A 13,769-nucleotide genomic window follows, 5' to 3' on the forward strand; every position below is an offset into this window, starting at 1 on the left:
GTACACGGTATAACAGCGTCGGCTGTCAGGGCGTCATCGCAGGCAAGCCAGCTCCCACAGTTGGACTGCGGGGTGTCAGGTAGATAGGCGTCGACTGGCAGGCCGTCATCGCAGGCAAGCCAGCTCCCACAGTTGGACCGCAGGGCGTCAGTTAGATAAGCGTCGGCCATCAGACCAACGCCCTGCGCTCAAGCACAAAGCGCGGCAACTGATCCCCAGGCAGTGCCTTGCTGAAATACCAGCCCTGGATAAACAACTCAGGCCCGTTACTCAAAAAGGCCAATTGCTCAGCCGTCTCAACCCCTTCCACTACCACGCCCAGGTCCAAGGCCTCGCAGAACCGCAACATACCTGTGAGCACCTGGGCGCCTTTAGGGTCATGCTGGGCAACCACAAAACTGCGGTCGATCTTGATGAAATCCACAGGAAACTGGTGCAGATAGCTCAACGCAGAAAACCCAGTGCCAAAATCATCCAGATAGACCTTGGCGCCCATGGCCTGCAACTTCTGGATGGTCTGGCGGGTGGCCGGGATGTCGCTGACCAGCGCGTCTTCGGTAATTTCCACTGAAACTTGCCCACGGGCCTGGCGAAGAATTTCCACCAGGCGGTCGCCATAGGCGGCGTCCTTGAGCGTGGTGCTGGAAATATTGATGGTCATCGGCAGTTCAAAACCCACCTTCTGCCATTTCTGATACTGGCGCACAGCCTGGGATGCCACCCACACGTCTACGTCCGGCATCAGCCTGGCGTGCGCCAGCCATTGCAGGAACTCCCAGGGCGAATGCACCGTGCCCTGGCTGTCCCGGGCGCGCATCAGCGCCTCGCACCCGGTGCACAAACCGGTGCGGGTGGAGATTTGGGGTTGAAACTCAAGGTAGAACTCGTAATCGCTGATCTGTTGAATACGGTTCAACTCAGCGGCCTGACGGGCCAATGTCTGGTGAGTGGCCAGCACCGGATCGAACTCCAGCAGACGGCCTTTCTCCTCGAGACCGCGAAAGGTCATGTCAAGGGATTTGAGGTACACCGTGCCGCCATCGCTGGACTGGCGATGAATCGCCCTGACGTAGGGCGCATACACCAGGGTACCGGCGCCCAACAGAACGATCTGCAACACCACCGCCGCCACATCGCCATGGGTGCTGAGGTACGCGTTGAGCAGCACCGGGGCGGTAAAGGGCACGCTGGCCACCGCCGGTGAGACCCAGCCCAGTTGCACCACCATCAACGCCACCATCGCGTTGAACGCCGGCACCAATAGAAACGGTATGAACAGGCGCGGGTTGAGGATGATCGGCAAACCGAACAACAGCACTTCGCTGACATTGAATAATGACAGCGGCAAACTGGCCACCGCCAGCAAGCGCATGGACTGGCTCTTGGAAAACAGCAGGATCGCCAATAACAGGCATAAGGTTGCGCCCGAGCCACCGATAAACGCAAAACTGCCCAGCAAGCCGTTGTTGAGCAGGTACAGCACCGGCTCCCCCGCCGCCAACGCTGCGCCATTGAGCGCCACCGCCTGGTCCAATGCATCGAATAACGGCTGCATGGCATACACGCCGTGAATCCCGAAGAACCACAGCAGCGAATTCATCAGGGTGACAAACAACCCGCTGCCGTAAGGCGTCTGCAACGCATCAAGCACCTGCGGCCCCTGGATTTGCGCCACATGGGGGATCAACAGCAGCAACGACAACACCGCCACCAACGACAAGGCCGTGAGTGCGCCGGGTATCACCATGTTGATGGTGCCCTTGAGGTTATGGCCGACCAGGTCCTGGTTGACCAGGCGCGTCCAGCGAAAGCGGTGCAGCCAGGCGATGGCCGGCACATTGATCAAGGGCGAAGCAATGGCAATAAAGAGTAGGAACGTGGCCGAAGCACGCGGGTACTCACGCAGCACGAAGGTTGCGACCACTACATGGGCCAGGCACAGGAAGGCGACCGGCAGTTGTGGCAGACGGTGTTGAATCGCCAACATGTAACCGATGGAGGCCGCCACCAGCAACGGGATCACCGAGCTGATCTGTTTATGCAACCCGGCCAGGAAACTCACCACCTGCGCATCGAACCCCAGCGCCAGGGCGCATTCGGACAGGATCAGGAAACCAGCGGACACCAACAGGCACGGCAGTATCCACAGCAGCCCCTCCCGAATCGCACGCAGCGACTCCGTGCTGGCCAGGACCGCCAGGCGCTGTGTCAGGAAAAGTTTGAACAGGGTGTGCGCCATGGGCCGTCCTCTGCCTGTCACCGACTGCCGCTGAAGATCAGGGCCGGAAACACCCGCTAACGCTACACGGCCTGATAGCCGAAGCGAAAGCCTTTATCCCCGTCCCTGCCCGGCTTTTTTACCAGTGAATGCCGGGTTGCTAGACTAAATCCCTACAGATTTATCGAACTTTCTGACTTGAATCATCCCCTAAGGCTGTCTGAGTCGGTATCATCCGCACGGTTTGTGCGTGTTAAAGGATGTTACAACCTGTCTGATAATGGGTACGCACTCAGGGAATCTTGCCTGGAACGACAACAGGCCAAAGGAGAGAACCTCACTATGCAAGACAAACGCTCAAGTCACATGCGTCCTCTGTTTGTCACCATCCTGCTGTGGTTGTGCAGCGTGGTGTTGCTGTTTGTAATCAAGAACCTCATTGAGTTGTTCACTGGGCCTGTGGCTGAAACCTGGGTAGACCTGACCCTGGTGCTGGTCGCTTACCTGATGTTTTTCTTGCTGGCGCCGTTGCAAAACTGGATGCAGCGCAGGTCGCGCAAGCGTGCCCGCCATCACCTCAACGCACGCGCGTCCGATAGCAACTCTCACCCTTCTCATTAAGGTGTCTACCTGTGTCGGCACCCAACGATACGCACCAACTTGCGCTGGACAGATTCCTGCGCGAACAACCGCAGGTCGCTGCCGAGCTGGACAGCCTCAACCCGCTGGTAGCCCAGGCCAGGGGCGAAACCCTGGCGCAGTATCGCGCCGAACGCCTGCATGAGGCTTTCGAAGCACACGCTGAACAGCAAAAATTATTCGCCTGGGAATTGACCCTCAAGCTGACGGCCGATTCGACCGAAGCCTTCGAGGCCCAGCGGCGCGAAGTGCATAAAGAAGTCGCACAGATGGCAGGTATGGACTGGGCGCAGTACTGCCAGTTGCACGGCTTGGCCGTTTGACCTTTGCCCTACAAGCACCAGCGTGCTCGGTTGCGCCCCATGACGTGACGCAACTCGGCGACCGTTATGCTTCGGTGCTGCGGGTCTATCGCCAACGCTGCCTGTAACGCCACCCAGCAATGCCTGGGCAACTGCGCGGGCCGGGGCAGACAGACCGTGGAGGCGCGCTCCCCAACGCGCTTGCCGTGGGCCAGTTCGTACAGGACGCAGGCCACGCCGTACAGGTCGGCAGCGGCGGTCAGCGCACCGCCGGCCAACAGTTCCGGGGCGGCGTAGGCAGGTGTCCAGGCATTGAAACGACTGCGGCTGACACTCGGCAAACCCATTGCGGCGCCTGCTTGAGCCTGGCCCAGGCCGAAATCGAACAAGCGCACGCCCTCCTCGCCCACCATGACATTGGCTGGTTTGACATCACCGTGCAGAACGTCTTGCTGGTGGGTGTAGACCAGCGCATCCAGCAACTGCACGGCGATGGGTCGCAACTCCCGCCAGGGCAAGCCATAGGGGCACTCCAGCAGCAGGCGGTCCAGCGTCACTCCTTGCAGCAACTCCATGGTGAAAAACGCGACTTGACTGTGTGTATCGACCTCAAACGAAAACGCCCGTACCACATGCGCGTGCCTCAGGCTGCGGGTCAACGCAAACTCGCTGTACAACAACACATGCGCGTCGGGGCACTGGGAAATGGGTTCGTCGAGTAGCTTGATCGCGACCTTGGAACAGGGTTCGCCCAATTGCTCGTGCAACAGGTCGCGCGCGCGGTACACCCTGCCCATGCCACCTCTGCCCAAGACACGTTCAAGGTGATAGCGCCCAGACAGTAAACGGCAGGCTTGAGCTGCCGAGTTCATGGCTGCACCACAACCGCAGTCAGGTCATCGCGTATCGGCCGGCGCAACGCCGCTGCAAATAGCCGTTCCACTGCCCGTTGAGGCGTGCCCATGCTCAACGCCCGCCCCAGGTCAACGTGGCTGAGGGCCTGATACAAGCCATCACTGCACAACAAAAATACATCCCCAGGGCGGGTACGCAGTTCCAGTACCTCCAGATGCAACCGCGAACGCGCGCCAACGGCCCGGGTCAAGGCCCTGGCACCCGGGTAAGCCTGGGCTTGCGCCACACTCAACTGACGCTCGTCCATGAGGCGCTGCAGCAGCGAGTGGTCCTTCGACAATTGGTAGAGGCTCTGGTCGCGCCATAAATAGCAGCGACTGTCTCCCGCCCATAGGCAGGCCGCCCGGCCCTTCTCCAACAACAGGGCGACCACGGTACTGCCCATCGTCACTTCATTGGTTGCGCCAGGTTCTGTCCATGCGCGTCGTACTCCTTGGTTGACGTCCTGCAATTTGTTGCGAACCGCCTGAATACGCTGGTCAAGGTTGCCGTCAGCCGACACTGAAGCCAAGTGGCTGACTATCCACTGGCTGGCGACATCCCCGTGCCGATACCCGCCCATGCCGTCCGCCACCGCCCAGCAACCCGTGCTCGGGTTGTCCAGGAATGCATCCTCATTGCGCAACCGCGCCAGGCCTCGCTGCGTGCGCCCGGCGCTGCGCCACGGGGCTTCCATCGGGGTCACAGCTGCTCCGGCAGGCGAAAGGTGCGCCATGTGTCCATGTCAAACGGACCGGGCGTACGCTGGCTGGTGAGCCGGTAATTGGCGCGCAGGCCGGCGAGGTCTGCCTTGAGGATCTGTATATTACGGCCGCTGGCGGGCTCTTTCTGCAGCAGGTCCAGAAACCGGAACAACGACCACGCTCCAGTGTCTTTTTCGATGCCCAAGGGGCGCTGCTCCGCGCCTCTCTCCAAGACGAGGCTGCTGCGCCCATTGTCTGCGTCGGTGGGCCAATGGAACGTCATGGGTACGATCGGACCGTGGCGATACTCCAATTGCTGGTCGCCAAACCGCAGGATCGCTCGGCTGACCGATGGGTCCAGGCTGTAGGGTGCCAAGGTGAATCGCACGGACAACTCCCCCGCGTCTTCGGTAAAAAAGCCGCGGCGGATGACCTGGATCTTCATCAATTGCTCCAGCAGCGCACGGGAAACCGGCAAACTCTGGCCATCCAGCCCACGCAATCGGTAGCGGCTGCCGTCGGCACTGATAAAAGGCCGCAGGTAGCCCTCATAAAAGCGCGCCATCACCCCGCGTGGCTTGAAGAACTCCTGAAAATCGTGAAGGGCGACCTCACTGCTGGCGTGCGCATTGAATGGGTAACGTCGGCCAATGGCCTTGGCATAAAGGCTATGCACCTCGCTCTGATAACGTTGGTTGACGTGCACATAGGCCTGTTCCAGCAAATGCCGCCAACTGTCATCCGCCATACTTTCGAGCCAGCCGGCAACGGGCAGCGGCAGGCGAGCGGCGGCGTCTCGCAGATGGCCCAATGCATCCTGCTGGCCCTCCATGCGCTGCCTGGCACGCAGGAAGGCGGCCTGCTCGGGTGCGCTGTCCCGGTTCAAGGCCGTCAAATGCAGGTGCACTTCATCCAGCAGACGCAAGGCCTGAGTCAGCTCTACGCCGGGGTTCTGCTGCTCATCCAGCAATTGATGCAAAGGCTCAAAGCGGCGCTGCAAGGCGCGCCGCGGAGCCTCGACAATACCCGCCTGCCCCGCCGTCAACCTCGACTTGGCCATCTCGCCCAGGTCTGCCGACTGCTGGGCCACTTTGTCCAGCAGTCCATGGCTTGGCAACAAACGCGTATTTTCACGCACCTGTTGCAAGAGACGAATCAAAGGCGATTGCGCCGACGTCAGGTTCATCAGTTGCTCGGCATCCTGGCGCAGGTTGTCAGTCTCTTGCAGCCTGACTCGGCCAAGCGCATCGCTCCAGGCATCGGCATACTCGCTGAAATAACGTTGCTGCAGTTCCGCCATCAGGCGCCGCAAGTCCTCGGTCCCCAGGTCGGTACCCTCGCCGAGCACCCAGTTGTCCTGGGTGATGGCGTTTACCAACCGCGGGCCCTGCGCCTCAAAGTACTGCACATAGCGTTTGGTATAGAACCCCGGCACAGGCGGATCGATAGCGGCGAACACCTTACCCTCGGCCAGCCGCAACGGCTCCAGGCTGCGCGCTTGTTCGCGCAATACCCGATAGACCCCATCGGCCAACGATTCGCCCCTCAGCGCTTCACGGGCCTGGGCCACCCGCTCCGCGTTGAGTGACACCACAAAAGGTTGCTCCAGCAGCCGCGCAAGGTGCACATTGAGGCGCTTCTGTGTTGGCATATCCCCGGCAAACCGCACCGACCAAAGGCTTGCAATATGTTCTGCCAGCCAGGTCGTGTCACGGCGTTCGCGCAGATTGAGCATCAGGTAGGCACGCAGGTCGTCGAGCAGCCGCTCCCGGTCCCCGAGGCTGGCAATTACCTGTTCTTCCAACTGGGCGGCTGTCCAGGCCAGAAATGGCTTTTGCAGCGCGTGATCATAGGCTTGATCGACGCTGGGACGGCTCAGTTCGCCCTGATACAGCCCGGTGCGCTCCACCAGGCGTACATCTGCCGGCCCAGGAAAAACCTGGGTCGCCGCCAGTCGCGCGTCCAACAGCGCCAACAGCGCCGTGCTTTCATCGTCGGCCGCAAGGGCGAGCGGCGGGTGTGAGGTCAGCGCCGACAATTGCGCCAAGCGTTGGTGGTTGACTGAGTAACTGTGCCCCCATAGCCCGCCGACACCGCCAATAACCAGCGCTGCAGCCACCGCCTGCGCGCCCTGGCGCCAACGCAGACGTTGTTGTTCCTGAGCCTGCAAACCCGCAAGGTCGGCCTCGGCGAAGATCACCTGGCTGAACAGACCCTGCACAAAGCGCGGGTGCCTGCCATCGGCGCAGGTCAAGAAGAACCCTCGCAAACCGTTGATGGGTTGGTAGCGATGTGCGCAAAACGCCATGTCAACGAACAGGCTGACGCGCTCCCCCATTCGTGCTGCCTGCTGGGGAAACTCCAGCATCTGCCCACGTCGCTCGACATTGCGCTCCTGATGCAGTCGCCCAATCAGCTCACTGTTCAAGCGCTGCAATAATTGCTCGACCGCCTGACGAACCTGTGTTGTGTCAGTACCGTCGGCGCAACCTTGCAGGTGCTGACCCAACACGCTGTCGGCACTTTCTCCAATGGGTGAGTCGAAGAATTCAGCGAATCCCGGCAATCGGTCGGCGTGGGTCAACACCAGGTAAATCGGCACATCCACATGCAACGTCTGTTGGATCTCTTGCAGGCGCGAGTGTACATGGCGTGCGTGATGATCCAAGTCGTATTCGTTGGTGCTCGACAGCATGTCGACCGATAGCGTCACCACCACACCGCTGAGCGGCCGCACTCGACGGCGCCACCGGAGCAGATGCAGCAAGGTGATCCAGCCTGCGGCGTCCACTGAAGAGTCGGGCTGGGTAAGGTAGCGTCCCGGGGTGTCGATCAGCACGCCTTCGTCGCCGAAATACCAGTCACAATGGGCACTGCTACCGATCGGCCGCGTTTGCGCGTGGTCCAGCGCCAGCGGCAAGCCCGCTGCCGCCAGCAGCTGTGTCTTGCCACTGCCCGGCTCACCGATCAACAGGTACCAGGGCAACTCATGACGCCAACGCGCGTTACGCTCTCCATAATGGCGGGATATCTTGAGCAGGTGCACGGCTTTCTTGAACCGACTGCGCAGGTGCCGGCGTTCGTCCTCCACCCCCGTCATCGGCTGTCGGCGCACCTCGCGTTCTGGTCTTTGGCGCCAGGCGGCAAAACCTGGGCCCACAAACGCCATCGCCAGTCCCCATAGCAAGAACACACCGCTGATGGTGACCAACCGAGCAGTCGCCCCGGCCCAGATACGGTGATCATCCACTGCCAGCAGCGGCCCCAAGAACCACACCATTGCCGCGCAGGAAAGCACCAGCAACAGGCTCCACACCCAAACCCTGCCCAGCACGGTGCCCACCCCCTTGAAGAATGCGATCATTCATTGCTCCCAGCGTTTACAAGGGCGTGCGGACCAGATCCGACGCCGAAAGTTGAAGGGGGTGCAGCGCGTTTGTACGCTCGTTGCTCAGCACCCAGGCAAACCCTGTGTACATCGCCAACACACACACCAAGGTGAGGCCGACCCACCAAGTGGCAGGGATGACCCGCACCTGCTTGCGCCGGTCGGTCCGCTGCTGGGCAGGCAGTAGCGCTTGCGCCGCCGGCTCCCCACGTACGTGCCTGATCTGGCGATACAAGGCATCGCGGACAGCCTCAAGTTGCGTCACGCCCCGCTCCATCACCCGGTATTTGCCTTCGAACCCCAGGGACAGGCACAGATACAGCAACTCCAGCATCGCCAGGTGCTTCACCGGGTCGCGCGTGAGGCGCTCCAGCAACTGGAATACTTTTTCGCCGCCAAAGGTTTCGTTATGGAAGCGGCTCAACAGGCTCATCTTCGACCATTCGCTTTGCGCCCCCCACGGTGTCGTCACCACCGCCTCGTCGATCACGCTGCACAACACATAGCGCGCCGACATGACCTGGCTGTTCTCCACGCCGCCCTGCAAGGCGCGGGTTTCGAACTGAGTCACCGCCAACACTAATCGGTCGTTGAGCGTGCCCAGGTTTTCACGGCCGGAGCAGACCCTGATCCCAATAACCTCGAACAATACCGCCAAGGCTGCGGCTACCAGCGGGTTGAGCCCTGTCTGAAAGCTATGCGTATCGAGCCTGTGGCCGGCGTAGATCATGCGGTCTTCCAACTGTTCGTAGCGCGGCGGCGATGGGAAATCCGTCAACGGCCCCTGGGCAGGCTCATGAGTCTCCCGGTCGAGCAGGACGGTTTTTTCATCCTGGGTGTATTCACTGTCCATGGCATTCAGTTCCTGATGGCCCAGAAGTCGAGTTCAAGCCCGGTGAATTCACCCCCTACGTGGAAAGCGAAACCACCCGACTGTTCCAGCTGTGCGATATCACGGGGGCTCATATCGAGCACGAAATAGGTCTTGCCGGCATGGAAAGGAATCTGTCGCGGCGCCACTGGCAAAGGCTTGACCTTGATACCGGCCAAGTGCAGGTTGACCAACTCGCGTATGCGCTCAACCGGCGCGACTTTCAGGTGGGCTGGCAGGCGCTGGCGCAATTCCTGCGCCTCACACTGCGCGGTGGCCGCCAGGATGAAGGTGGCTGTGCCAAGCAGTTTCAACTCGCTGACCGGGCATACCAGCACCCCGTACTGGCGAGGCTGCAATGCCAACTTGATCGCCTGTTGCTCCAGCACCACCGACAGTGCCGTACGCACCTGCGCCATCAGCCCGCGAAAACTGGCGCCCTGATCGCCGTGTTGATAGTGAACATCCAACTGCGCGCGCTTACTTTCAGTGGTGAAGGTTGATAGCTCCCCGAGCAGCGACACCAGCGCACGGAACACCGCTTCAGGCCGCACCCGCGTCTGGCTCAGGCAGTGGCGCAGCTCCAGCTCACTACGATTGATCACTTGCAGCATCAGGAAATCGGCGATTTGTGTGCCTTGGGTCGTGCTCTCGCCACGAATGCGCGCCGCGATGGCATCGCCCCGACTGGCAAGCAGGCCAATCACCTCCTTGAGACACGACGCCACGTACCCATGCTCCTGCACGAAGATAAACGTCGGGATGAACGCCGTATCCAGGTTCACACCGCCTTCACCGCTGGCGTCGAGTACCTGGGCCACCTTGAGCTTGATGAAGTGCTGGTCACCCGGCTGTTCACCCAACAGAAGACGTAAGTCCGGGCGCGCGCAGTGGATTCGGCAACGCGTATCCGCCCCCACGTTGGAATCCCCCACTTCCACTTCACAGCTGAGGTAGCGCGCCAACACGTCACTTTGCTCAGGCCGGCGGGCTTCAAGGTGACTGCCGCTGACCAGCGGCAGCGCCAGGTAAACCCCTTGCGCGCCCGAACCCTCTGGCACCTGCACCACCAGCGGCTCCATGGCAGCATTCAAGTCAAACAGGCTGCCGTCCGGCAACACGCCGCTGGCCTGGTTGACCACCAGCTTGCCCAACTTGAGGTACTGCGTATTGAGTTCGAACGTGAGCAAACCCCAGGTGTCACTGCCCAGCAGGCGGGTCTGATTGAGCTGCTGGTGGTAATAACGGTCGTTGTGTTGCAAGTGCTGTGGCCGCAACAGCATGCCTTCCTGCCAGATAACTTTATGAACCTGCATGTTATTGCGCCTCCACACCGGCGAGCGGGTCAGCAACACGTATACCGCCCTGGTCCAGCACCAGCTCGACACGGTTGCGTTGCTGTACCGTCAAGGGCACCAGCAGCCGCCACTGGACATGGGGCAAGTCTCGAAAAGCGGCCAGTACTCCCACAAAACGACTATCGGGAGCGATGCGCAGTTTGAGCGCCAGCCGGTCACCCGGGCGCAGCTCAACCTCCTCGCTGCCGACCCAGTCCTTTGGCAGCGTCTGCTGCGCATTGCCATACAGGCTGAAGAAGTCGGCATGTTCAAAGGCAACGCCATGGCGCAGTTCGATCAACTGCACCACCACGGGAGAAGGACGACCGTGCAAGTCCGGGTTGACGTGCTCGCTGGCAGTCAGCACCACGTCCAGCTTGGTCAGCGTGGAAAATGGCGAGACGGCGCTGCAACCCGCCAACAGCCCGCACAAGAGCAACAACGAAACAAGGGTGGCTCGATACATGATTATCATCCTGGAAAATCAATGTGCAGGCTGGAGATCAGGCGCACCTGCTCCTCATAGGCCTTGGCGAAGTCGCCGGCCAACGGGCGATCACTCAACTGTTCTTGCGCCACCACACGCTGGTAGTAACGCTGGTAGGCACGCCACCGCCCGCCATCGGAGAAAAAACCGGCAGGCTTGCCCTGGGACGCAAAACACCCCAACAGATGGCTGGGTTCAAAGACAGCGCGGGCATTACGCATGGCGCTTCGACAAGCGGCCAGCAACGCAACCTGATGCACCTGTAGTTCCAGGTGCACCTGGGCAATGGCGCGCACCGCGGGCAGTTGACCCAACTCCCGGGTATCGAGCATCGCGGATAAAGCAGCATCGGTGTCGCTATACACTTTCAAGGGATTCTGGCCGGAGCCCTGACTGGCGAACGGCGCCATACCCAGTTCGTTATTCAGTTCTTCACGGGTGCGCAAACCTTGTTGCAGCCCTTCGATCGTCACCCGAAACAAGCGTGCCACCTTGATCGCCAATGCCTCCCGGGCCGGTGTGTCGAGGGTCGTCAGGTCCATACCCAGGACCGCTGCAAATTGCGACCAGAACACCTCGTCGGTCGACAGCGTCGACGCGACAGCGGGTACCGCGGTAACCTCCATCGAAGGGTCTTGCCGCCGCGGCAATACCACGTGCTCGCAATCGGCCCCATAGTGATCTGCCCATACCGCTTGCTCATCGGCGCTCTTGTTCAAGGCCTCCAGATCATCCGACGTGGCCCGCATCTGCCGATCAAGATCCAAGCCATGCAACGGGTCCAGCGACAGGAAAGCGTCATCGGGGATCGGCACCGCCGCTGGCGCCAGCAGCTCGTCGGAAGGTCGCGGCGATTCCAGCAATCGCGCACGTATCGTCAACACCCCCAGCTCGAATACGTCGCCGTCACTGATCAATCGTGCCTGCCCCTTGCGCAGGCGCTCAGGACTCTTGGCCATCCCGATACCGTTGCGGCTGATATCCGTGAGGAAATAACGTCCTTCACGGTAACCGATCAATCCATGATGGCTGGAGAGTACGCGGCTGGCGTCAGGGATCACCCAGTCACATCCAGGACCACGCCCGATCACGCCGCCTGTACCGTCAAATACTTTGCGGGCCAAAAGTAGGCTCTGGTCGCTTTCGCACGCGCAGACCTCAAACACAAGCTGCAGCTTCATGCCCCCTCCTTTCAGCGGCCACGAATGATCGCCTGCGGGTCACCCATGGAATGGTACTCGGCATCATCGAACACATAGTTAGCGTTACAGCCTCCCAGCAAACACATCACCAGCACGACGACGTGCCATGGACGATCAGGCATCAGGTTTCTCCCACAGTAAAAATCAAGTGCACCATTCACCGTTCCTCCCGGGCATCGCCAAAGGGAATGTTCAAACGGGCAAGACGGTAAAGCAGGGTGCGCCGGGCGACCCCCAGCTCCCGCGCGGTGCGGGTGCGATTGCCATGGTTCTTGTGCAGGCAGTCGAGCAGGAACGTACGCTCCACTCGCTCCATCCGCTGGCGCAGCGTCACGTCATCGGGAGTGGCCGGCTCTGGTGCCAGCGGCAGTGCCAGGTGCTCGGGCCGAATCACGCTGTCGTCACACAACAACACGGCGCGTTCCACCAGGCATTTGAGCTCGCGTACGTTGCCGGGAAAACCATGGCTGGACAGTTGATCGAGGGCGGTATTCGCCCATTCGACAGGTGGCCTCCCCAGCGCCGCGCACACCTTGCCTGTGAAATGGCGCGCCAGTTGCAGCACATCGCCGTCCCGCTCGCGCAGGGCCGGTAAGGTGATGGGGAACTGAGCCAGTCGGTAATAGAGGTCTTCGCGAAAGCGCCCTTCGGCGACCATCGCCGCGAGGTCGCGGTGGGTCGCGGCAATGATGCGTACGTCGACCTTATGTGCCGCACTGGCACCCAGCGGGCGAACCTCACCCTCCTGTAATACCCGCAGCAACTTGGCTTGCAAGGGCAGCGGCATATCGCCGATCTCATCCAACAGCAACGTACCGCCATGTGCGGCGTCGAACAGCCCCCCGTGATTGCGATCGGCACCAGTGAACGCACCTTTGCGGTAGCCGAACAGCTCACTTTCAAGCAATCCTTCCGGGAACGCCGCGCAGTTCTGCACGACAAAGGCCTTGGCCTTGCGCGGCCCGGCCGTGTGTATGGCCCGGGCCACCACTTCCTTGCCTGTGCCGGTCTCACCCTGCAACAGCACGGTGTAAGGGGTGTGCAGGACTTTACTGATCAAACGACAGGCCTGCTCCATTGCCGCGCTGGTGCCAATCAGGCCGTATGCGCCAGCCAAGGGTTTGTGGCCTGCGGGCTTTGGGCCGACGTTGGGCTGCCTACCGCGCAGTACGCGTAACCGGTTCACGGCGTAGCTGCCCAAATGCCCCAACGAGGGGGCGTAGCCTTGCAGCTGGGCCGGCTGTTGGCGGGCGCACACCAGCACCCCAGTTATCCGCTCACATTGATTGAACAGCGGCACGATTAATAGCGCACGCCATGGTGTCGCCAATGCGGGCAGAAAACCTGTGTCATGGCCGCTGCCTTGCACATCCTCCAGGCTCAACCCAGTGCCTTGGGTCAAGGCGTCGTGCAGCAACTGTTGGGAATGCTGACCAGGCCGTGGAGGCATGACGGTGAGCGACGACACTTGGGCTAGATGTTGGGCGATCAGTTCAAGCCGGCCGGTCACTTCATCGAGCAGATACAATTGGCTGACGTCAGATTGGCTCAGCCGGGCCGCCGTGCTGACACATCCGTCAGGTAACGCGTGTTCATCACGCTCGAACCCCAAGCGTGCGAAACAGGCAGACAACGCGTCGGCATACCTCAGCGCGTCGGCCCCGCCACCGGGCAGGTTATCGGTCATTGGTTGCACCCGCAGAAATCCACCAGGGCCGACGCTGTTT

General features: G+C 61.0%; 12 protein-coding genes. 2 read left to right on the plus strand and 10 right to left on the minus strand.

Annotation, left to right across the window (positions count from 1 at the left end; translation table 11 throughout):
• Window positions 1–169: 169 nt before the first annotated feature.
• Entirely contained in the window at window positions 170–2,239 is a 2,070-nt protein-coding gene (locus RHM69_RS06785) for an EAL domain-containing protein (RefSeq protein WP_200601008.1), read from the minus strand.
• 345 nt (window positions 2,240–2,584) lie between these two features.
• On the opposite strand from RHM69_RS06785, the gene RHM69_RS06790 reads away from it, so the two are divergent.
• Both RHM69_RS06790 and RHM69_RS06795 read left to right on the plus strand, forming a co-directional pair.
• Window positions 2,585–2,839 carry a hypothetical protein gene (locus RHM69_RS06790; protein ID WP_224797013.1) on the plus strand — a complete coding sequence of 85 codons (255 nt, stop codon included), beginning with the start codon at window positions 2,585–2,587 and terminating at the stop codon, window positions 2,837–2,839.
• A gap of 11 nt (window positions 2,840–2,850) precedes the next feature.
• Entirely contained in the window at window positions 2,851–3,180 is a 330-nt protein-coding gene (locus RHM69_RS06795) for a DUF6388 family protein (RefSeq protein ID WP_014718230.1), read from the plus strand.
• A gap of 8 nt (window positions 3,181–3,188) precedes the next feature.
• Here RHM69_RS06795 and RHM69_RS06800 read toward each other — a convergent pair whose 3' ends face one another.
• From RHM69_RS06800 to RHM69_RS06840, 9 genes are read right to left on the minus strand one after another with little or no spacing between them, the layout of a single operon-like run.
• The gene (locus RHM69_RS06800) at window positions 3,189–4,031 is read right to left on the minus strand and encodes a serine/threonine-protein kinase (RefSeq protein ID WP_072434478.1); all 843 of its coding nucleotides are present in this window, start codon (window positions 4,029–4,031) and stop codon (window positions 3,189–3,191) included.
• The gene (locus RHM69_RS06805) at window positions 4,028–4,750 is read right to left on the minus strand and encodes a PP2C family protein-serine/threonine phosphatase (RefSeq protein WP_019817593.1); all 723 of its coding nucleotides are present in this window, start codon (window positions 4,748–4,750) and stop codon (window positions 4,028–4,030) included. Before RHM69_RS06805 ends, RHM69_RS06800 begins: the two co-directional genes overlap by 4 nt.
• Before the next feature lie 5 nt (window positions 4,751–4,755).
• Window positions 4,756–8,121, minus strand: a complete 3,366-nt coding sequence (gene tssM / locus RHM69_RS06810) for a type VI secretion system membrane subunit TssM (protein WP_200601006.1) — start codon at window positions 8,119–8,121, stop codon at window positions 4,756–4,758.
• Between the two features lie 16 nt (window positions 8,122–8,137).
• Window positions 8,138–8,998 (minus strand): type IVB secretion system protein IcmH/DotU, encoded by an 861-nt coding sequence (gene icmH, locus RHM69_RS06815; protein WP_014718226.1) that lies wholly within the window; start codon window positions 8,996–8,998, stop codon window positions 8,138–8,140.
• A 5-nt stretch (window positions 8,999–9,003) separates the two neighbouring features.
• Window positions 9,004–10,332, minus strand: a complete 1,329-nt coding sequence (gene tssK, locus RHM69_RS06820; RefSeq protein ID WP_020301576.1) for a type VI secretion system baseplate subunit TssK — start codon at window positions 10,330–10,332, stop codon at window positions 9,004–9,006.
• 1 nt (window position 10,333) lies between these two features.
• Entirely contained in the window at window positions 10,334–10,819 is a 486-nt protein-coding gene (tssJ, locus tag RHM69_RS06825) for a type VI secretion system lipoprotein TssJ (RefSeq protein WP_019817596.1), read from the minus strand.
• Between the two features lie 5 nt (window positions 10,820–10,824).
• Window positions 10,825–12,021: a type VI secretion system-associated FHA domain protein TagH gene (gene tagH, locus RHM69_RS06830; RefSeq protein WP_200600999.1), complete on the minus strand. Its 1,197-nt coding sequence runs from the start codon at window positions 12,019–12,021 to the stop codon at window positions 10,825–10,827.
• Window positions 12,022–12,032: 11 nt separating this feature from the next.
• A complete protein-coding gene (locus RHM69_RS06835) occupies window positions 12,033–12,164 on the minus strand; it encodes a type VI secretion protein (RefSeq protein WP_197865647.1) in 132 nt (43 codons plus the stop codon).
• 35 nt (window positions 12,165–12,199) lie between these two features.
• Window positions 12,200–13,729, minus strand: a complete 1,530-nt coding sequence (locus RHM69_RS06840; protein WP_038449941.1) for a sigma-54 interaction domain-containing protein — start codon at window positions 13,727–13,729, stop codon at window positions 12,200–12,202.
• Window positions 13,730–13,769: the final 40 nt, after the last annotated feature.

Origin of the sequence: Pseudomonas sp. CCI1.1 (genome assembly GCF_034348165.1) — a bacterium.
GTDB lineage: Bacteria > Pseudomonadota > Gammaproteobacteria > Pseudomonadales > Pseudomonadaceae > Aquipseudomonas > Aquipseudomonas paracarnis.